Origin of the sequence: Paenibacillus sp. 23TSA30-6, assembly GCF_014858585.1 — a bacterium.
Classification (GTDB): Bacteria; Bacillota; Bacilli; order Paenibacillales; family Paenibacillaceae; genus Paenibacillus.
In genome coordinates this window covers 87,531-107,674 of sequence record NZ_SLTL01000018.1, presented here as the reverse complement: position 1 = coordinate 107,674, position 20,144 = coordinate 87,531, and the positions used below count along the sequence as shown (strand labels likewise).

At 43.3% G+C, this 20,144-nt stretch carries 18 protein-coding genes and 1 pseudogene; 17 read left to right on the top strand and 2 right to left on the bottom strand.

All coding sequences use genetic code 11. From position 1 onward, the window contains the following. Nucleotides 1-644: 644 nt before the first annotated feature. The 9 genes and pseudogenes from E0698_RS17155 (at nucleotide 645) to E0698_RS17115 (ending at nucleotide 8,256) form a co-directional block, all read left to right on the top strand. Nucleotides 645-1,682 carry an aldo/keto reductase gene (locus tag E0698_RS17155; protein WP_192512328.1) on the top strand — a complete coding sequence of 346 codons (1,038 nt, stop codon included), beginning with the start codon at nucleotides 645-647 and terminating at the stop codon, nucleotides 1,680-1,682. A gap of 141 nt (nucleotides 1,683-1,823) precedes the next feature. Continuing rightward, a pseudogene (locus E0698_RS27010) lies at nucleotides 1,824-2,054 on the top strand (TetR/AcrR family transcriptional regulator); the annotation flags it as partial. 374 nt (nucleotides 2,055-2,428) lie between these two features. After that, on the top strand, nucleotides 2,429-3,181 hold the full coding sequence (locus E0698_RS17145; RefSeq protein WP_192512327.1) for an SDR family NAD(P)-dependent oxidoreductase: 753 nt from the start codon (nucleotides 2,429-2,431) through the stop codon (nucleotides 3,179-3,181). A gap of 49 nt (nucleotides 3,182-3,230) precedes the next feature. Continuing rightward, the gene (locus tag E0698_RS17140) at nucleotides 3,231-4,316 is read left to right on the top strand and encodes an alkene reductase (protein WP_192512326.1); all 1,086 of its coding nucleotides are present in this window, start codon (nucleotides 3,231-3,233) and stop codon (nucleotides 4,314-4,316) included. 180 nt (nucleotides 4,317-4,496) lie between these two features. After that, nucleotides 4,497-5,495: an NADP-dependent oxidoreductase gene (locus E0698_RS17135; protein ID WP_192512325.1), complete on the top strand. Its 999-nt coding sequence runs from the start codon at nucleotides 4,497-4,499 to the stop codon at nucleotides 5,493-5,495. A 128-nt stretch (nucleotides 5,496-5,623) separates the two neighbouring features. After that, entirely contained in the window at nucleotides 5,624-6,202 is a 579-nt protein-coding gene (locus E0698_RS17130) for a TetR/AcrR family transcriptional regulator (protein ID WP_134911326.1), read from the top strand. Nucleotides 6,203-6,326: 124 nt separating this feature from the next. Continuing rightward, the gene (locus E0698_RS17125; RefSeq protein WP_238354043.1) at nucleotides 6,327-6,599 is read left to right on the top strand and encodes an SDR family NAD(P)-dependent oxidoreductase; all 273 of its coding nucleotides are present in this window, start codon (nucleotides 6,327-6,329) and stop codon (nucleotides 6,597-6,599) included. Nucleotides 6,600-6,926: 327 nt separating this feature from the next. Beyond that, the gene (locus E0698_RS17120; RefSeq protein WP_223264267.1) at nucleotides 6,927-7,151 is read left to right on the top strand and encodes a hypothetical protein; all 225 of its coding nucleotides are present in this window, start codon (nucleotides 6,927-6,929) and stop codon (nucleotides 7,149-7,151) included. Between the two features lie 139 nt (nucleotides 7,152-7,290). Continuing rightward, complete coding sequence (locus E0698_RS17115; RefSeq protein WP_192512324.1) at nucleotides 7,291-8,256, top strand: bile acid:sodium symporter family protein; 966 nt, start codon at nucleotides 7,291-7,293, stop codon at nucleotides 8,254-8,256. Between the two features lie 138 nt (nucleotides 8,257-8,394). Here E0698_RS17115 and rpoN read toward each other — a convergent pair whose 3' ends face one another. Beyond that, nucleotides 8,395-9,714: an RNA polymerase factor sigma-54 gene (gene rpoN / locus E0698_RS17110; protein WP_192512323.1), complete on the bottom strand. Its 1,320-nt coding sequence runs from the start codon at nucleotides 9,712-9,714 to the stop codon at nucleotides 8,395-8,397. Between the two features lie 260 nt (nucleotides 9,715-9,974). Between rpoN and E0698_RS17105 the strand changes: the two genes are divergently transcribed. The 6 genes from E0698_RS17105 (at nucleotide 9,975) to E0698_RS17080 (ending at nucleotide 17,603) form a co-directional block, all read left to right on the top strand. Beyond that, nucleotides 9,975-12,767 (top strand): sigma 54-interacting transcriptional regulator, encoded by a 2,793-nt coding sequence (locus E0698_RS17105; protein ID WP_192512322.1) that lies wholly within the window; start codon nucleotides 9,975-9,977, stop codon nucleotides 12,765-12,767. A gap of 191 nt (nucleotides 12,768-12,958) precedes the next feature. Then, entirely contained in the window at nucleotides 12,959-13,387 is a 429-nt protein-coding gene (locus E0698_RS17100; RefSeq protein ID WP_223264266.1) for a PTS sugar transporter subunit IIA, read from the top strand. A 2-nt stretch (nucleotides 13,388-13,389) separates the two neighbouring features. Continuing rightward, the gene (locus E0698_RS17095) at nucleotides 13,390-13,878 is read left to right on the top strand and encodes a mannose/fructose/sorbose PTS transporter subunit IIB (RefSeq protein WP_192512321.1); all 489 of its coding nucleotides are present in this window, start codon (nucleotides 13,390-13,392) and stop codon (nucleotides 13,876-13,878) included. Nucleotides 13,879-13,925: 47 nt separating this feature from the next. Then, complete coding sequence (locus E0698_RS17090; protein ID WP_134911320.1) at nucleotides 13,926-14,696, top strand: PTS mannose/fructose/sorbose transporter subunit IIC; 771 nt, start codon at nucleotides 13,926-13,928, stop codon at nucleotides 14,694-14,696. Nucleotides 14,697-14,706: 10 nt separating this feature from the next. Further along, nucleotides 14,707-15,549, top strand: coding sequence for a PTS mannose transporter subunit IID (gene manZ, locus E0698_RS17085; protein ID WP_269465364.1), 843 nt, complete (start codon nucleotides 14,707-14,709; stop codon nucleotides 15,547-15,549). Between the two features lie 467 nt (nucleotides 15,550-16,016). After that, nucleotides 16,017-17,603, top strand: coding sequence for a sensor domain-containing diguanylate cyclase (locus E0698_RS17080; protein WP_238354042.1), 1,587 nt, complete (start codon nucleotides 16,017-16,019; stop codon nucleotides 17,601-17,603). Nucleotides 17,604-17,777: 174 nt separating this feature from the next. Here E0698_RS17080 and E0698_RS17075 read toward each other — a convergent pair whose 3' ends face one another. Next, complete coding sequence (locus E0698_RS17075; RefSeq protein WP_238354041.1) at nucleotides 17,778-18,317, bottom strand: AraC family transcriptional regulator; 540 nt, start codon at nucleotides 18,315-18,317, stop codon at nucleotides 17,778-17,780. Nucleotides 18,318-18,597: 280 nt separating this feature from the next. Here E0698_RS17075 and E0698_RS17070 point away from each other — a divergent pair, with 280 nt between their 5' ends. After that, complete coding sequence (locus E0698_RS17070) at nucleotides 18,598-19,161, top strand: 5' nucleotidase, NT5C type (RefSeq protein ID WP_192512319.1); 564 nt, start codon at nucleotides 18,598-18,600, stop codon at nucleotides 19,159-19,161. 126 nt (nucleotides 19,162-19,287) lie between these two features. Next, nucleotides 19,288-20,082, top strand: a complete 795-nt coding sequence (locus E0698_RS17065; protein ID WP_192512318.1) for a Nif3-like dinuclear metal center hexameric protein — start codon at nucleotides 19,288-19,290, stop codon at nucleotides 20,080-20,082. Nucleotides 20,083-20,144: the final 62 nt, after the last annotated feature.

Genomic DNA, 20,144 nt, shown 5'->3' with positions numbered 1-20,144 from the left:
TGGCAATTTACAACTGAGCAAGCGAGAGGGAAATTAAAGCACCTCTATCCTGAAATTTGATTCGGCCAAGGTACTAGGCTGAAAAAGTTTTAACTTTACTTAGCCCAACTTTTTCAAAATGAAATAAATATGCGGGGAGTATGAGCATTTTGTCTTCTGCATATGGATATATTCTGGAGATCATCAGGATTCAAGTTTAGAACCATCTGTAGTGAATAATGTAGGATGGAAATCAACATATGAAGATGATAAACAATAAGCATTGATTATGATATTTTTAGCATTCGAGATTTAATGACAGACCCAATAAGGAATTATCTCTTCAAACGTAATACTTGTTGTCTGACTTCCTTTTGCAGCGATCTATGTCGTTCTTCCATTTCTAACGCTAATGGTATTTGGACCGCAGGTCCTGAGAGAGTAGGACGCAGCCAAGACTCAAAAGACATGATCGATTAATTGCGGTCATAAATAATTATTATTTACCAATCGTTCTCAATATGTTATATTGTTGACGTAGGAGGAATAAACGGGTAAGAAGCCAAGAGTTATGAGAAGTGGTATATGATCTTGCCTTGGAGTTCTTATACATTTATTAGAATGATCATTCTTATTATAACAGATGGAGAAGGGATGGATTGAACATGGAATATCGTGTATTAGGAAATACAGGCCTTAAAGTAAGCAGTTTTGTATTAGGTACAGGTTCATTTGGTTTTTGGGGGAACAACACGGAGAAAGAAGCTGCAGTCATGTTGGATGAAGCTTTGGCTGGAGGAATTAACCTGATCGATACTGCGGATGTCTATTCAAGTGGTCAATCCGAAGAAATTCTGGGTCACATTCTAAAAGAACGCAGACAGGATGTCATTCTGGCCACGAAAGGCGGAATGCCCATGGGTAGTGGACTTAATCAATCCGGTAACTCGAAATATTGGATTAAGCGTGCAGTAGAGGATAGTTTGAGAAGGCTGCAAACGGATTATATCGATTTGTATCAACTACATCAGCCGGATCTCCATACCGATATTGAAGAGAGTCTTGACGCACTTACGGACCTGGTTCGTGAAGGAAAGATTCGCTATATTGGTACATCCAATTTTCAGGCATGGCAAGTGACCGAAGCTCAATGGACTAGCGAACGCAAAAATGTAGCGCGTTTTGTCTCTGAGCAAGCCCCGTATTCCATTTTAAACCGAAGTATCGAATTCGATCTGCTTGCTGCCACAGCAAAATATGGAATGGGTGTTTTGGTTTGGAGCCCACTTTCGGGTGGCTTATTAACGGGAAAATACCGTTCAGGAGAAGCTGTCGCCCCGGATTCAAGAGCAGCCACCTTCGCTGGACGCTTAAAATCTGTTGTTGACCCTAATCGAGAAGAAAACCGCATCAAGTTTGAAGCCATAGCCAAACTCCAAACACTTGCAGATGAAGCAGGATTAACTTTACCTCATCTTGCCATGGCATTCACACAAGCTCATTCGTCCATTACTTCTGCCATTGTTGGGGCAAGAACAATTGAACAACTCCGGGAAACGTTAAAGGGTAGTGACATCCGATTAAGCAGCGATATACTGGATGCGATAGATGCCATTGTTCCACCAGGAGTAACCCTGGATGCGTTGGAAAAAGGTTGGACACCCGATTGGTTACAAGCAGACAAACGAAGAATCCTGCGTTAAATATATAAGATAGGCATCATACCTGTATTCCATACACCAAGAATAAAATCAAGCGACTTATCGTTTGATTTTATTCACGTTCTTCTTTCCAGTTTGCCGATCGTTCACTTCAATGTATAACGATTATTCGAGGTGATTACAATGGCAAGATCCAAGGAATTTGAAGTTAATGAAGTATTAGATAAAGCAATACGCCTGTTCTGGGCACAAGGATATGAGAAAACTTCAATGCAAGAATTGGTTGATTTTATGGGCATTCACCGAAGAAGTATCTATGATACTTTTGGTGATAAGCATGCCTTATTTATGAAGGCACTCGAACGATATGAAACTAAGCAGACCAGCAAAATGAAATTTCTGGTTGAAAAACAAAACGTTGGTTAAGACAACAACGGATCAACAAAAATTAAAGGATATTATTGATATGACACTGTCCGGATTAGATTAAAAGTGTAATTACAACTTATCGGGCAAAAGGAGTCACCTAAATGGCTGTTTTCGCGATACAAGTTCTTGTCCCTCTAGCGGAGGAAAGAACTTGTATCTTATGCCCCAAACAAGACAAGAAATTCGGTCTCAAAATTAAAATTCTTAGCCGCGAAAATAATTCTTTACTGTTCGTTCTAAAATCGATATACTTAAAGCAAGTTAGATCTAACTTTTTTCACCCAAATAAGAATGATTGTTCTAAATTTGTTTTTGAAATTCATGTACAATAATCTGCATTTTATGAAAGAGAGAATATTATGAAGTACACAGTTATCACAGGAGCAAGTTCAGGAATTGGATATGAGACGGCATTGGCGTTTGCTGCACGTGGCAAAAACTTAATTTTGGTAGCTAGAAGATTAGATAAGTTAGAAGAGCTTAAATCAACAATTCAGGAAATTGATCCTAATGTAAATGTTATTGTTCGTACAAGTGATCTGTCTGTTACAGATCAGGCCTACACACTGTATAACAATTTAAAGGAATACCAAATTGAGACCTGGATTAACAATGCGGGGCTTGGTGAAGCTTCATTTGTAGCAAAACAGAATTTAGATAAAGTTGAAACCATGTTACGTGTTAATATCGAATCCTTGACGATCCTTTCTACACTATTTGTGCGAGATTATGCTGATGTAGAAGGAACTCAGTTAATTAACGTATCATCCTCACTCGGATATGCCATTGCTGTTGGGAGCGTTGCTTATTCTGCATCTAAATACTACGTTAGTGCCTTCACAGAAGGGCTTGCAAAAGAACTAGAACTGAAAGGGGCAAAACTAAAGGCAAAAGTTTTAGCACCAGCTATAACGGAAACGGAATTCGTGAAGAAATCAATAGATGCTGAAGAATTTGATTACAAAGCAAACATGCCTAAGTACCACACTGCCAAACAAATGGCGGGCTTCATGGTAGATCTTTATGATAGCAACGAGGTGGTAGGGATTGTAGACCAGAACTATGATTTCAATCTGAGAGGCGAAATATATCCAATAATTTCAGAATTTTAAATCGAATTAATATATCCGTATAATTTCATTTGAAGAGGAGAGTATCAGAATGGAAAAGTTGTGGAGTAAAACGAAAATTGGAGAAATGGAGTTACCACATCGTTTAGCAATGGCACCAATGACACGTAGTAGATCGCAAGAAGATGGTACACCGGGAGAGCTAACTTCCCTTTATTATGCTCAACGAGCGTCAATGGGACTCGTTATTACGGAAGGTACACAACCTTCTGATGATGGTCAAGGGTACTTATGGTCACCTGGGATCTATACGGATAAGCATATTGAAGGATGGAAAAAGGTTACAGATGCAGTGCATGAAGCAGGTGGATATATGTATATCCAATTAATGCATGCTGGTCGCATGTCGCACCCAGACAATACACCACATCATCGTCAACCTGTTGCGCCATCTGCAATCGCGCCAGGTGTAGAAATGTTTACTGCTAAAGGTATGCAGGACATCCCCGTTCCGCGTGAGTTAAGTAAAGAGGATATTCAAACGACTATTGCAGATTTCCGAAAAGCAGCAGCTGCGGCTATTAAAGCAGGTGCAGATGGCGTTGAAATCCATGGAGCCAATGGCTATCTGATTAATCAATTTATCGGAGAAAATTCGAATACACGGACGGATGAATATGGGGGATCTATAGAAAATCGTGCTCGCTTCGCGATTGAAGTAACGAAAGCCATTGTCGAAGAAATTGGAGCAGAAAGAACAGGCTTCCGTATCTCGCCAGGGACACCTCTTGGTGGGATTCAAGATGGTGAACAAGGTCCTGAACTTTATCGTTATCTTGTAAAAGAATTAGCTCAATTGGATTTAGCTTACCTTCATGTCATGCATCTTGGAAACGAAAAACTGCTCCAAGACATTCGTTCAATCTGGACGAATCCTTTGTTAGTCAATCGTGCTGGACGAGCTCTGGAGGATCTTAACGTGGATATAGATAGTGGCCTTGCTGATCTGGTGCCTGTTGGTGTATGGTCATTAGCCAATCCGGATTTAGTGGAACGACTTCAAAAAGGTGCGCCATTGAATGAAGCGGATCCGACAACATTCTTTGGTCTGGGAAGCAAAGGTTACACGGATTATCCTACGATGGAAGAATTAGAATCCCAAGAGGGGCTACAATAGCATAAAGGGTGAAACATGGCGTACAACTGAAAATTGTGCGCCATGTTTTTAGTCTAAAGATGTTCGATGTTTTCAAAAAAACGTATTTGATAAAAAATGGTATAGCGAGCGGGTCAACCTAAAAACTCGATTGCGTTCATGGTGTGCTACCCCAAAATTAGCAAAGGAAGAGGATGAAACATGAGAGCAGCACAAATACAGAAATATTCAAAAAAAATCCAAGTGGAATTAAATGATATTAACATACCACAGATCAATAGCCACGAGGTACTTGTCAAAGTAAAAGCTGCAGGTGTAAATCCACTGGACATTCTTAATTTGAATGGCAGCGTTCGGTTGATTGCCGACTATGAGTTGCCATTAACTTTAGGAAATGAACTATCTGGCGTTATTGAAGCCGTTGGTGATGATGTTTTGAATTTTAAGGTTGGTGACCCTGTGTATACGAGGTTGCCACTTGCTAAAATCGGTGCTTTTGCTGAATATGCGGCCGTGAATGAAGATGCTTTATCCATCATGCCTGAAAATCTATCTTTCATTGAAGCTGCTGCGGTACCCCTTACTGCCTTGACTGCTTATCAAGCGTTACACGAAGTACTCGATGCCCAGCCGAATAAAAAGCTATTCATTCCTGGAGGAACCGGAGGCTTCGGCGCTATGGCAATCCCCATTGCCAAATCAATGGGATTATATGTTATTACAAGTGGCAGTGAAAGAGGCAGATCACGTACACTGTCGATCGGGGCTGACCAATTCATAAATTATAAGGCAGAGAACTATGCTGACATACTGTCCGATATCGATTATGTGATCGACACCTTGGGTACCAAAGAGATCAAAGCTGAACTGGGCATTTTAAAACCACAAGGCAAATTGGTATCATTGAAAGCCGGACCTAATTATCGCTTTGCGGTTGACAATCATTTTCCGATGTGGAAAAAAGCATTGTTTGGTTTAGTGGGTGCTCGCTTAGATTCTTTAGCGCGTAAACATCAAAATGAATATCGTTTTTTATTTGTGCAAGCCAATGGAAGTCAATTACAAGAAATCACTAAACTTGTTGAAAAAGAAAATATCAAGCCTTCTATAGATTTAACTTATACGTTTGATGACATTAATAAGGCGTTGATTAAAGTGTCGACGGGCCACTCCCAGGGCAAAGTGATTGTGACCTTCTAAACTACAAGCAACTAAGTGGTGTTGCTCGCGTGTTCTGAGAATAAACAAAGTATACTGTAAAACGAAGTAAGGGGGACTACGAGATCATTTTATTCAATGATCTTTTTTCTTGACAGGAGGGAATTCAAATGGCCAGAAGCAAAGAGTTCGAAGAGTCCGTTGTATTAGATAAAGCGATGAGACTTTTTTGGGAACAGGGCTACGAGAAGACATCCATGACCGATCTGGTCGAGCATATGGGAATCCATCGCAGAAGCTTGTATGACACATTTGGCGACAAACATACGCTGTTTCTAAAGGCAGTAGAGCTTTATGATAATAAAATTAGCACCGCACTTGCAGCAGGGGTAAAAAGCTCCAAAACTGCAACGGAAGCACTTCAGTTTATTGTTGGCTTCTTGATCTGCGGAGAAGAGAATCCAGCTTTTGGCTGCTTAATGGTGAATTCGACGGTGGAATTGGCGGCGCGTGATGCCGATATTAATAACAAATCAATTGAAGTGTTTTCGACTGCAGAGCAACTATTCAAGGACATTATTCTGTGGGGGCAGCAAGACGGTGAATTCACATCTGAGTACGACGCAAGGGAATTGGCGGAATATCTGCATAATGTGGGGGTTGGGTTAAGAGTGATATCCAAAACTTCGATTACAAAAGAAAAACTTCGCCGTATAGCTAATCTATCCATGCAGCTTATAGTAAAATGACAGTTTTTTTTCATATTACTAGAATGTTCGTTCTCCTATTTGTTTCTACACCGTGCATTTCAGCGAGCTAAAAAACGGTATTAAATGGTTTAAATTTTAAAATAAAAAAGAGGTGGGCTACAAAATGAGAAAGACAGTTCTTATCACAGGGGTATCCGGTGGGATCGGTAAAGAGTTAGCAGATCGTTTTGCCAAGGGGGGACATGATATTGTGCTGGTAGCTCGCAGTGAGGGTAAGATTTTGGAGCTTGCGCAGGAGTATGAGGGGAAATATGGCATTCAGGCGACGGTCATTGTCAAGGATGTTGCAGCACCTGGGGTTCCGGAGGAAATTTTCACGGAGCTTAAAGAGAAGGGGATCATCGTTGACTATCGTCAGCCGCTTGAGCGAGCTTGAGAAATTATTTCAAGTAACTCTCGTAGCTTTCGGCAAGCTAAATCCATTGCAGAGATCACGGAAGCGGATTTTGACATGCTGTTCGCTACGAATGTAAAAGGGAGCTAATTCTCTTCTCAAGAAGCGGTGAAACAGTTGATACTGAGTTTTTCACGTTTGGTGAAACCAGAACGAATCCATGCGTTTGCCAATATGAACGCGTTTGGAGGCTTTTTTGTTTTAACGATGTAAGTTCTTGTCCCAAGCTAAGGACAAGAACATGTATCTAAGCCGATTTGATAATTATCTAATTGAATGAAACATGTTAAAAAACAGGATGCAAGCTTTATGTTGAGCTTTAGTTGCTCTGCACATGGAATTGTCGATCTTCATGTATGGGCGCTATCATCAGATGTTCTATTGCTGAACTATCATATTGTTATTCAAGATCCAATGTACAGTAGTGTTGTGATGGAGCAGGCACAAAAATTGTTCAATGAACAATACAAGATCAAGCATATTACGATACAGATCGACAGACCGGGAACCCAATGTCATATTGCACATCAATAGCAAAAAACTTTGAAGAGATCTACACTATGTGGGTCTCTTCTGCTGTAACACGGTGTGTTTTTAAATAAATGATGATTTCTTTCGTTTACGAATTGGCGCTGCAAGGTCTATACTATGGTGTAAAAAAAGGAAGTTATGTATGTTCAGAACGTTGAATCGGAGACTAAATGCAGCTATGCCGCTGATCACGCCCATCAGCATTCTAATCGGCGTCCTGATCGGTACGCCGTTGTCGGAATACACCGGATTCTCTCCCTGGCTGTTTGCATTCATGACCTTCGCGGGCAGTATCAGCATGGGTTTCAAAGATTTCGTCCATGTGATAAAGCATCCCGGTCCGCTGATCGCCTGCCTGTTTATTCTTCACTTGGCTATGCCGCTGCTCGCGATGATGCTTGGACATCTCGCTTTCGGCGACGATCCTTATACGATTACCGGGCTTATTCTTGGTGCGGCCATCCCTACGGGCATTTCCAGCTTCGTGTGGGTCAACATCTACAAAGGCAATACGGCCCTGACGCTAGCCATCATTCTGATCGATACGATATTGGCCCCATTCGCCGTGCCCGGCATTATGTCCCTGCTGGTGGGAGCGGATGTACAACTTGATACTTGGGCAATGATGCAGAGCCTGTTCTGGATGATTGTCGTTCCTTCGCTAATCGGCATGGTGTTGAACGAATGGACCAAAGGGAAGATCAAGCAGGTGTGGGAACCTCGGCTGGGCCCGTTCTCCAAGTTGGCTATGGCTCTGGTCGTGATGATTAACGGATCTGTAATCGCGCCCTATCTGGTCGATTTTAATCTAAAACTCGTCGGGGTATGCCTATCGATAATCGCCCTTGCTTCCACTGGATATGTGATCGGTTACCTGATCTCCATGCTGATGGGGTGGAATGATGCCAACCGTACGGCGCTTGTCTTTAACGGCGGCATGCGCAATATCAGCGCAGGAGCCGTGCTTGCTATCACCTACTTCCCAGCTCCGGTAGCGCTGCCTGTTGTGCTCGGAATGATTTTCCAACAATCCACCGCGTCTCTGGTCGGATTTCTGTTGAGCCGCCATGACCGAGGCAAGGCCAAGGAGCGGCGAATCGCCGCCTAGACCTACTCAATGGGAAAGTATTTTTGATATTTGGACAATAGGATAGTTTTTGAGTTTGATCTTGCCGCTCCTTCATATTCACAACGGCTTTCCCCTGAGTAAGGTGGCAGGGCTATAACCGATATGGTCACCGAAGCTTTAATAAATTTTTCTCCTGCTAGAAGAAAGATATCCAAGCTCTTCCCGGTATTTGGCCACCGTTCTGCGTGACAGCTCCAGCCCTTCCTTTGCCAGCAGTTCTGTGATTGCCTGATCCGAAAACGGTTTTTGCTTCTCTTCGTCGTCGATGATCTGCTTAATACGCATTTTTGCGCTCTCCGATGAAGTGGCATCTCCGTTTTTCGACACTAGGGCAGAGGTGAAGAAATATTTGAGCTCGAACAATCCACGGGGCGTCTGTATGTATTTATTACTGACCGCCCGGCTGATCGTGGATTCGTGCAAGCCGGTTATTTCAGCAATTTCCTTTTGGGTCATCGGTTTGAGGTAATGAACGCCATGCTCGAAAAATTCCCACTGTCTATCAACAATGGCTTGGGCTACACGCATCAGGGTCAGGCGGCGTTGCTCAAGGCTATGAATTAGCCATAATGCCGTATTCATCCTCTCATGAAGAAACTGCTTCTCTTCCCCCATCGTCTGCTCCCGGAGCATACGCTGGTAAAAAGGATTAATCCCGACGCGTGGGACTGTGATATCATTAACTGTCACAAGATAGTCGTTCTTGGATTTTTCAACCGAGATATCTGCTATATGATACTGGTGTTCATAATGGGCAAATGCCGCTCCTGGACAAGGATTCAACTTGCGTATTTGGTCGGTTATTTGCTGTACCTCGCGAATGTTGATACCCAGAGCATCCGCGATTTTTTGTATGCGGTTACATGAAAGGTTGACCATATGGTGTCGCACGATCTCTTCCAGGTAAACACCAACCTTGCCAGCATACCGTAGCTGCAAAAGAAGACATTCCTCCAGGCTGCGAGCGGCGATTCCTGCCGGTTCAAAGCCTTGGATCAGAGCGAGTATATTTTCAACCTCTTCGGTGGAGACGTCAAGTATTCCAGCAACTGTACTTACATCCAACTCGAGGTAGCCTTTTTCATTTAAATTCCCAATAAGAAACATTGCAATCATCTGCTGCAATTTTGAAAGCCCGCGGACCAGCCCAAGTTGTGCTTTGAGATGTCTATATAAATTATCTGCAGGGTTAGAGACAAAATCCAAAAGATCTACCGGATTATCGCTTTTTCGTGGTGAATATTCTTCCTCTTTACTCATTCTTTCGCTGGACATGTCGATCTCTGTCAAATCAATAATTGGATTTTCATTCGCTTGCTCATGAAGATAGGACATTAGATCGGCTGAAGAATATTGAAGGATCGTGATGGCTTGTCGTAATTCAGGAGTCATAGCCAGCCTGAATGCTTGCTCTTGCTGTAATCCGTATCGTATCATTTTATCTCATCTCCTTGCTGGGCAGCAACAAAGCCTTTAATATGGTTTCAATACCAATTTATTCTTGAAGCTTATGCAATTATACTGCCAACCTCTGATTTTGGAAAATAAGTGAATTGAGTGGGTTGAGTATGAATTTTGGATAGATCTAATGAAGGGTATCACATTACTGATTATCTTGTCAGTTGCTTTTTTTGTAGAGGATTACTTCTTTTTTTATATACTAATTAAATGAGAACTCGTCAGGCTGGGGGAATACTGTGAAACGAATTGATGAGATTTTAGAGTATATTGCCAAAGGCACAAAGAAACTGTCGGTAGAGGCTTTGCTGGATGGCGATGGAATTACGGCTGCGGAAATAGCCGATCGTCAGAATATGCTAAGAAATAATGTAAGCAAGGAGCTTAATAGCCTACTTCGCGCTGACTTGATTATTAAAATCAAGGGAAGACCCGTCAAGTTTTTGCACAAGCAGGTAATTGAGGAGATTTTTACGGTTCAGCTTAAAGAGAGACAAATCCAAGTAAACAGCATTAATGAAATATTGCTGCCTGGAGAGCAAGTCGATCCGTTTCACGCCTTAATCGGTTTCATGGGCAGTATGAGAAATCAGGTTGAGCAGGGAAAAGCGGCAATATTATACCCGCCGAAGGGTCTGCATACGCTGATTGTGGGGCAGACTGGCGTAGGAAAAACGATGTTTGCCAGATTAATGTATAATTATGGAAAGTATATGAAGCGGTTTTCGGAGCAAGCACCATTTATCGTATTTAACTGCGCCGATTATTACAATAACCCTCAACTGCTACTTTCCCATATTTTTGGACATGTGAAAGGGGCGTTTACCGGGGCCGATCGGGAAAAAGAGGGACTGGTCGAGAAAGCGGATGGAGGCATCCTGTTTTTGGATGAGATTCACCGGTTGCCTCCAGAAGGCCAAGAAATGATTTTTTATTTCATGGACACGAACAGTTACAACAAATTGGGCGAGTCGGAGCGTAAGCGGGATGCGAATGTGCTGCTCATCGGCGCTACGACAGAAGATCCCAGTTCTTCCATGCTTAAAACCTTTATCAGACGGATACCGATTACGATCAACATTCCTTCCCTGCAAGAACGAGCAGTTGAAGAGCGGTTTTTGATCCTGAAGCATCTCTTCGCAAACGAGGCCCATCGTGTTAACAAGCCCATTAGGGTTGAATTGGAAACTGTAAAAGCACTGATTGGCAGCGTAACCTATGGCAATATCGGCCAGTTGAAATCGAACATTCAGCTTGTATGTGCCAAAGGATTTTTGAACAGCATACATGAAAATAAGGAAGAGATTGAACTTGATTTTAAAATTTTGCCCGGAAATATCAAGGAAGGTCTATTTAATATGGGGAAAAACCGCAAGGAGATTGCCGAAATGGAAATGGTCAACTCCTCGCTGTATATCACTCCTGAAGGCAGCAAAGGAATGGATGAAGCAGACGCTTCTGAACTGCCGTTCAACCTGTACAAATTGATTGAAGACAAAATAGGTATGCTGAAGGAAGAAGGACTTGACGACAGCTTTATCAATAAGTTTATTACTACAGATGTCAATATTCATATCAAAAGCTTCTATAACCGATTTTATAATATCAAAGGGGGACGGGAACGGATCCTTAAAATCGTGGGCAGAAATATCCTGGAGTTTGCTGAACAGGTGCAGGAGATGGCTCAAAAAGAACTGAACAGAAAGTACAGTGACAGGTTTGTTTATGCCTTCAGCCTTCATTTGAGTGCCTTTTTAAAGCGAATCCGAGAGAAGAAATACATCAGCAAACAAATCTATGATCCGATGAATGATCAGGATGAAGAATACAGACTGGCACTGATTATCAAGGATTTGATCGAGTCCAAGTTCGAAGTCAGCGTACCCGATGCCGAGACTACCTATGTGGCGATTCTCCTGAAATCGGTGGAGGAGGAGCATCAAGGAAATGTGGGGATCATCGTAGCTGCACATGGCAACAGTACGGCGAGCAGTATCGTCGGCGTCGTCGATAGCCTGCTGGGAAGCTCAAATATTTGTGCAGTAGATATGCCTTTGGATGTTAGTCCCAGGGAAATTCTAGAGGTTGTTATTGATAAAGTAAAGGACATTGACAATGGCAGAGGCGTATTGCTGCTAGTTGATATGGGCTCCCTGCTCAACCTTGAAGCAACCATTATGGAACGCGTCGGGATCAAGGTGAAGACCATTGATATGGTATCAACTCCCCTTACGTTGGAGGCCGTGCGGAAGGCCAGTATTTTTGATATGAATATAGAGGAAATTTACCAATCCCTGAAGGATTTTCGTGGATATAACAATGGAAATGCCGAAGTGAAAGCAGAGAAGGTCAGTAATAAGGTAATCGTGACGGTTTGTTCTTCCGGCAAAGGCGCCGCAGTCAAGCTGAAGGAGTTTGTGGAGAAGGTCGTTTACGACTTAACAGAAGAGAAAATCGTCGTTGTACCGGCAAAAGTCAGGGAATTGGATAAAACGGTGAAAGATTTACGGGCCAAGCATACGATTCTTGCAGTGATTGGAGTTAAGCGGCCAAGCGAGCTGAATGTACCGTTTATTCCTTTGGAAAAACTGATCGAGGCAAGCGGTGAGCATGCATTAAGAGAACTGTTGCTGAACAATCAACTGCCTGTTATGCATGCTAACGAAAGCGTAGTCGTTAGAGAGCTATGTGAGGATACGCTAAAGGAGTTTATGACTTATTTGAATCCCCACAAAATTTTGGGGATCTTGATGAAATTTATCGAACAGCTGGAACAGGAACTGGAAGTCGATTTTCATTATGCAAAGAAAGTTCAACTTGCCGTTCATACGGCTCATGCCATGGAACGAATGGTCATTGGAGAAGGGTTAGTATATCAGGGGGATGTACCCTTGCTTGATCAACGAATTCTCGATGCGGTGAACCGTTCCTGCAATATATTTGCTTCCAGTATGAACATGAAGCTGACCAATGATGAAAAATATTATATTTGTGAAATCTTAAGCGAAGTATATAACTGTATTCCCGAGTAATGGCGTAAGTGTATAAAACGCTTTCAGATGTGTATCAATAATGCGGATGTTGAAAATAAGCATATGGCGAGAAAAGACCAAATCCCCGGAACAGCCGAGGGGTTTGGTCTTTTCTTTGATGATTGAACGAATCATACAGAATGTTGGCACGAGACTTGCATATATGTATAGGCGAAGGATGTAAGGAGGGGGTGAAACAAGTGATAGGTGTTATTGTTGGCACACATGGGAAACTTTCCAAAGAGATCCTAAGATCCACGGAAATGATTTTCGGACATCTGGAAAATGTGGTGGGCGTGACGTTTGAGCCTGGTGAAAGCGTTAACGGACTTGTTGAGAAGTACAAAGCGGCATTGGAAACGATTGATTGGACGGATGGACTTATCTTTCTCGTCGATTTGTTTGGTGGCAGCCCCTATAATGCGGCCAGCAGGATTGTGGCCGGCTATGAAAAAATGGACATTGTAACAGGGGTAAACCTGCCAATGATCGTAGACCTGCTGACAAATAGAGGGCTGGAGGAAGTGGAGAATCTGAGTGATCTGGCCATCCGTGCGGGTCAGGATTCGATGAAGTCTTTTCGTGTCATCCGGGACATACAAACAGAGGAGGAATTATAGATATGGAAATTTCATTTGTTCGTATTGACGATCGTCTGATCCATGGTCAGGTGGCTACTGTGTGGGTGAAAGAAACGAAGTGTAACAAAATCATCGCGGTCAGCGATGAGGTCGCTGCGGATACGCTGCGCAAAACCTTATTATTACAGGTGGCGCCGCCGGGAATTAAGGCTTATGTCGTCACGATTGCAAAAGCGATTGAAGCTTACAACAACCCTAAATATAACGATTTTAAGACCTTATTCCTGTTTACCAATCCGACTGATGTACTGCGGGTCGTAGAAGGCGGGGTACCGTTCACATCTGTAAATGTAGGTGGAATGTGCTTTAAAGAAGGCAAGACACAGATTACCGGAGCGGTGTCCGTAGATAAGCAGGATGTAGAGGCATTTCATAAACTGCACGAAAAGGGGATTGAACTGGAAATTAGAAAAGTGGCCAGTGATCCTAAAATCAATTTGATTAGCAAGCTCCAGAATGTCCAGTTTTAACTGCAGGTTGGCACAAGAGCAGGTTGGCATAAGAGAGGGGTTTAAACATGAGTGTTTTTGAAATCGTAATGGTAACGCTGGTTGCAGCCATTTGCGGAATGGGCAGCGTTTTGGATGAAGGACAGACTCATCGGCCTCTGGTTGCGTGTACACTGATCGGTCTGGTCCTAGGCGATCTCAAAACGGGTATTATTCTAGGCGGTACGCTGGAATTGATGGCATTGGGCTGGATGAATGTCGGGGCGTCAATGGCTCCGGATTCCGCTTTGGCCAGTGTAATCTCAACCATATTGGTTATTGTTGGACATCAGTCGATCGGCGCCGGAATTGCTGTTGCGATTCCGATTGCAGCTGCTGGGCAAGTGTTGACGATTTTTGTTAGAACGATTACCGTGTTCTTTCAGCACTTGGCAGATAAATATGCCGAATCTTCAAATTTCAGAGGAATTGAACTATGCCACTTCATCGCCCTCCTTCTTCAGGGATTGCGCGTCGCTCTGCCTGCCGTTTTGGTGGCTATTGCAGCAGAAACCGGTCTGGTTACGGCTTTGCTTGATGCGATCCCGGAGGTCATTACAAAAGGGTTGCAAATAGCAGGAGGATTCATCGTCGTTGTAGGGTATGCCATGGTTATCAACATGATGGCAGCCAAATACCTGATGCCTTTCTTTTTCTTGGGCTTTGTCATTGCGGCATTTACGAGCATCAATCTGGTTGGCTTTGGGGTCATAGGAGCGGTTCTGGCTTTGTTGTATATCCAGCTCAGTCCTAAATATAGTCAGCGAAAAGATCAAATAGGTGAAATTGAAGAGCTCTAAAGAATACCTAATGAAAGAGTGGGGTACTATGGAAGAAAAAAAATTGACAAAAAGCGATCTAAACAAAATGTTTTTCCGTTCATGGTTCCTGCTGGGCTCGTTTAACTTTGAGCGTATGCAGTCGATTGGTTTCTGTGTCACCTTGATTCCGGCAATCAAGCGGCTATACAGCAAGAAAGAAGACCAAAAAGAAGCATTAAAGCGGCATCTAGAGTTTTTCAATACTCAACCGTTTATCTCAGCACCGATTATGGGTGTAACGGCGGCTATGGAGGAGCAGAAAGCAAATGGCCAGCCTATTGACAATGCTACCATAAGTGGAGTGAAAATCGGCTTGATGGGGCCTTTAGCCGGAGTAGGGGATCCTATTTACTGGGGAACGTTACGCCCGGTTCTGGCTGCGTTGGGAGCTTCCATTGCTTTGTCCGGGAGCATCATCGGGCCTGTCCTTTTTTTCTTACTCTTTAATGTTCTTCGCCTAGCAACTAAGTGGTACGGGCTGAAATACGGCTACCAAAAAGGGACAGAGATTGTGTCCGACATGTCCGGAAACCGGTTGCAAAAGCTTACAGAATCGGCCTCCATCCTGGGACTTTTTGTCATGGGCGCACTCGTATCCAAATGGACTACCCTGAATGTGCCGCTTGAAGTATCCAGATATACCCGTTCGGATGGAGTAGAGGTGGTTACGACGATACAGATGATTCTGGATCAATTGATACCTGGTCTGTTACCTCTCTTGCTGACTTTTTTGTGTATGAGACTGCTCAAAAAGAAAGTGAATGCTATAGCTCTAATTTTTGCTTTATTCGCAATAGGAATTATTGGATACGCTCTGGGTGTATTGGCTTAAGCCGATTTTTAAAGTGATCCGGTCAAGTAGCCATCCTTGACCGGAAACCTGTTTTTGAATATGTAAGCGCTTTACTTTCATTCCTCTGTAGTACCTCACCTTCGCCATTACCCGTTCCCAATTATGCTTTTCGAGTACAGACCAACCTGAGTTTGGGAGCCGACATATCGAATAGACCTAACAGTGAGTCTGTGAACACCGTATTCATCGGCAAGCTGGAATTCGCCTATTATAGTTTCCACCAGTACTTTGGACTAAGCACGGAGCATGGAGAGTCATATTGATCAGAGACGTGAGTTATTGACTTCGCTTGGGGGCCCGGATAAATGAGGAAGACGGCGGCATTTTGCCAGTCTTCCTTATTTATATTATGAAAAGATGGAGTTCACCGACTAATTGTCGAATAACCTCAGAATTTGATGTATTATGGATTAAACAAGTTTTCAGGAACCAGGGAGGGTCATAGTTTGTCTACACCGAGAAGAGCCGAACATCGTCAAAGTAAAAAGCTAAGTCTCATATCGTTGCTTACGGGCTTGGTGACGCTGGTGGTTCTGCTAACCTCAAGCATTCTTCTGGTTGGTTCTTATGAGTCCCAAAAGAATTCATTGATGGAGACGACGCTCCATCTGAATTACTCCAACGCTGATCGCATTTCCAAGACGATGGATTCTTTATTTCGATCCATGCGCGGCAGCTTGGAATACAGTGCCGATAAACTTTCCAATGTTGATGCCATGACTTCGAAGCAACTGTACGATTATTTAGATCTGATGCGCAAGAGCAGCAATTTCTTCAATTCCATCGCAGTGGTCGAAGCCAACGGGCTGATCCGCAATGTAGCGCCGGCTAGAGTGGGAACGGCAGGTCGGCGTATCACGTCTAAGGCCAGTCTGGAAGCTTTGGCACTCCAAAAACCGTATATTTCTTCCCCATACATGACTTCAAACACTAAGAGACTAATCGTATTTATGAGTCAACCGATTTTCAGCAGCGCCGGTAAATATCTCGGTATTTTGAGTGGCACGCTTTATCTTCAGGAGAACAATATCCTGTCTGATATTTTTGGCAACGGTAATGTGGACGATTCCGGTTCTTATTATTATATTGTGGATTCCAACGGACGCCTGCTGTATCACCCGGACAAGCAGCTCCTCGGGAAGGATGTCAGCAGCAACAAGGTAGTGCAGAAGTTGATGAAGGGGGAAAGCGGGGAACAGCAAGTTCGCAACATCAGTGGCGTCGAGATGCTTGCCGGATACTCCAGTGTCCCGGCCAACGGATGGGGAATTGTGGTCGTTTCGCCGATTGGTCTAATCCATGATCAACTGATGGACCACATTCGGACAATTCTGTGGTATTCGTTGTTTCCGTTCATCATATTGCTGATGGGCGTCATACTCGTAGCATTCAGGTTGGCCCGGCCTTTTGTCTATCTAGCAAATCTGGTGAGCAAGATAGGCAAGGAAAAGATTGTAATGCCGGAAGCGAAGCCGCATTGGAGCCAGGAGGCCGATTTGCTCACCAAGGCCGTAATGCTTGCCATGTTGAATATTCAGAAGCAGACGGATCAATTGACGCAGGAAGCTGTGACGGATGTTCTGACCGGATTAATGAACCGAAGATCGCTTGAATATACGATGAGTCAATGGATGGCCTCTGGTCTGCCGTTTTCGCTCATTATGCTGGATGTAGACAAATTTAAATTCGTAAACGACACCTACGGCCATCTCATCGGTGACGAAGTGCTGAAACATGTTGCCGAAGTTATAGTTACCTCGCTTCGCCCGGATGATGTCTGCTATCGCTACGGCGGCGAAGAGTTCGTCATTCTGCTGAACCGACCTGAGGAAGCCTTCAACGTAGCGGAAAGAGTCCGTCGGGCTTTGGAACAAAGCAGGGCTCCCATTCCGACACGAGTTACGGTCTCTCTGGGCATCGCCCATTATCCTTTGCATGCGTCAGAGCGGGAGGAGCTGATAGAGAAGGCGGATCAGGCATTGTACCTGGCCAAGAGCAGAGGAAGAAACAGAACGTTAGTCTCTGAGGGTTAAAGTAACTCCTCAAAATGCTTACAACCAGCAAATTTGCGTGGAATGGACTATAATCTATTTCTGACCTCTCAGCCGCCGCCTCTTCTTGTTATAATTTTATTGATAATAAATTAATTGGTTGGTGGACCAACCAATTATCATCTTTTAATTAGGTATGCTGCCGGTCGTAAGGGATCATCCATGAGAATGGTGCATGCAGTGAACGGGGGGCTCATCTATGGGTCTACCCTTCAGATTATTTCGGTATTCCAAAGGAGAGCAGCCCATTATTTTTTTGAACAGTCTGGAGAAGTAATAAGGGTCCCTAAAACCGAGTTGTATGCTAATTTCTTTAATATGAAATAGCTCCAGTAGTTTGACTTCATCACTGGCGGCCATCGAAACATACGTTTTAAAAGGCTCAAATAATACCATAAAATCGTCAATTTGGTCCCCTTGAAGATGAAACCAGTAAATCGTCCAAGAATCTTCTTCGTCCGCCTCATAAGCATGCGGCATGTTCCTGGGAATGTACGCAAAGCTTCGCTCCGTCATGCAAATGGTTATGTTATCCTCCGTTCGTACCCAACCTTTTCCGATGGCACAGTAAATGAATATATGAGAGTCACAGCCGTGAGTTCTTTCGCGAAAATGATGGCGGGCATGGCTAAAGCAGCCTATATCCGTAATATATAGATTACTTGTAGGCGGATTCAATTTTAATTTATTCAACATTTAGGGTGGAAGGACATATAACCTTTCACCCTCAAATCCATCAGCTTTCTTATTCATAATCTATCCATCTCCTAGCCGGGTGCAGCTCTAATGATGAAATACGTATATAATCCATTCATGTACCTACTTTATGTAGCAAAACCTAACGTTCTACTTGGCTGATTATCTTGAAAAATGTGAGAGTCCAATGGGACAACTCATACCTAAGCTTCACCAAGATATTAAATTATAGTATGATACTCTTGTGAAAACTTTTACCAGAATGGATAGGGGCAAGCTGATGAGAAAACCAATCATTGCAGTCGATATGGACGATACCATCTGTCATCTCGTCAAACGAGCCATATACCATAACAATAGTGAATTTCCCACTCATCCGCTCCGTTATGAAGAAATGTTAGATTGGAACACCGATCATCTACGTCATCCGAAAAGCACGCTTGATGTATTTTATGGGCGACCGGGTTTGTTCGAGGAGCTTGAACTGTTTGACGAGTATGTTGTAGAAGAAATGGAGAAGCTTTGCAATGCTTTTGATGTCATTATTGTGACAGCGGCAGAACCCAAGACCGTCGTGGAGAAATGGAACTGGCTTCAAAGGCATATGCCATTCATTCCGATTGAGAACTTTTTCCCATGTAAACGAAAGAACCTGATTAACTATGATCTCCTGATTGATGATGGTCCTCATAATTTAGTGCCTGCGCTAAAGGAGGGGAAAAAGGTGCTTTGTATTCCTCATCCATGGAATCTAAGAGCAAGAGAGCAATATGAGTTCCCGGTCATGACATCTTGGCAAGGAGCAAAAGAACGAATCGACTCCATTTTAGGAGTTCTGAAATAAATAATAGAACCATTCGTACAATAGCTGGCCCCCTTGGAGCTGGCTGTTTTGCTAGAAATGATAGCACTCATGATTAAAATAAAATGGTATAATTTATATACATTTTCCATGAGGAGGGATACGTGTATGACCATAACTATGGGTCAGATTGTGAAGCATCTGACAAAGGGAATAAGTACACCCAATGCGACCGTAGATCTTCTTAACCCAGGGCATATAGATACTGAGATACAAGGAATTGTAACCGCTTTCTGTGCTTCGCAGTATGTGATAGAACAAGCTATTTCTCTAGGCGCAAATTTTATCATTACGCATGAAGGCATTTTTTATAGTCATCAGGGGATGCAGGATTGTTTACTACATGATTCCGTTTTTTTGCAAAAATCCCGTCTGATTGCCGATTCAGGTGTAGGCATTTTTCGTTTTCATGACACCATACACCATTATCAACCGGATGGAGTGATGGTTGGGCTTCTTCAGGCGCTTGGCTGGCACAATTACATTGTGAAACAGCAGCCGACGGCCGCCATTTTGACTATTCCGGCTATGGAAGTTAAGGGGATCGCTGAATATATCAAAGCCAAACTACATATTCGTTATGTACGGGTGGCTGGCGAGGTTTCCATGCCATGTGAACGAGTGGGAATCTCAGTAGGATACAGGGGAGGTGGCGATCTAGCCATTCCATTATTTCTAAATGAAAATGTAGATTTAGTCATTGCCGGTGAGGGCCCAGAATGGGAAACGCCAGAATATGTTAAAGATGCTGTCTATCAAGGACAAAGTAAAGCACTTATCATGCTGGGACATGCTGAAAGTGAAGCACCTGGGATGAAGTATCTCGCAGATGTACTTTCCGCCCAGTTTCCCATGCTTCCCGTACACTTTATTGAAGATCGCCCGGTGTTTCAAATATTGTAATGAGAACATGTCTTTTGTGATGGTCATCCCGCACTGTTGTTATATCCGTTCATCCACTTTAT

What these genes read in the sequence shown, in the direction of transcription:
- E0698_RS17155 (WP_192512328.1), top strand. Translation starts at nt 645, where the DNA reads ATGGAATATCGTGTATTAGGAAATACAGGCCTTAAAGTAAGCAGTTTT.
- E0698_RS17145 (WP_192512327.1), top strand. Translation starts at nt 2,429, where the DNA reads ATGAAGTACACAGTTATCACAGGAGCAAGTTCAGGAATTGGATATGAG.
- E0698_RS17140 (WP_192512326.1), top strand. Translation starts at nt 3,231, where the DNA reads ATGGAAAAGTTGTGGAGTAAAACGAAAATTGGAGAAATGGAGTTACCA.
- E0698_RS17135 (WP_192512325.1), top strand. Translation starts at nt 4,497, where the DNA reads ATGAGAGCAGCACAAATACAGAAATATTCAAAAAAAATCCAAGTGGAA.
- E0698_RS17130 (WP_134911326.1), top strand. Translation starts at nt 5,624, where the DNA reads ATGGCCAGAAGCAAAGAGTTCGAAGAGTCCGTTGTATTAGATAAAGCG.
- E0698_RS17125 (WP_238354043.1), top strand. Translation starts at nt 6,327, where the DNA reads ATGAGAAAGACAGTTCTTATCACAGGGGTATCCGGTGGGATCGGTAAA.
- E0698_RS17120 (WP_223264267.1), top strand. Translation starts at nt 6,927, where the DNA reads ATGTTGAGCTTTAGTTGCTCTGCACATGGAATTGTCGATCTTCATGTA.
- E0698_RS17115 (WP_192512324.1), top strand. Translation starts at nt 7,291, where the DNA reads ATGTTCAGAACGTTGAATCGGAGACTAAATGCAGCTATGCCGCTGATC.
- rpoN (WP_192512323.1), bottom strand. Translation starts at nt 9,714, where the DNA reads ATGATACGATACGGATTACAGCAAGAGCAAGCATTCAGGCTGGCTATG.
- E0698_RS17095 (WP_192512321.1), top strand. Translation starts at nt 13,390, where the DNA reads ATGGAAATTTCATTTGTTCGTATTGACGATCGTCTGATCCATGGTCAG.
- E0698_RS17090 (WP_134911320.1), top strand. Translation starts at nt 13,926, where the DNA reads ATGAGTGTTTTTGAAATCGTAATGGTAACGCTGGTTGCAGCCATTTGC.
- manZ (WP_269465364.1), top strand. Translation starts at nt 14,707, where the DNA reads ATGAAAGAGTGGGGTACTATGGAAGAAAAAAAATTGACAAAAAGCGAT.
- E0698_RS17075 (WP_238354041.1), bottom strand. Translation starts at nt 18,317, where the DNA reads ATGTTGAATAAATTAAAATTGAATCCGCCTACAAGTAATCTATATATT.
- E0698_RS17070 (WP_192512319.1), top strand. Translation starts at nt 18,598, where the DNA reads ATGAGAAAACCAATCATTGCAGTCGATATGGACGATACCATCTGTCAT.
- E0698_RS17065 (WP_192512318.1), top strand. Translation starts at nt 19,288, where the DNA reads ATGACCATAACTATGGGTCAGATTGTGAAGCATCTGACAAAGGGAATA.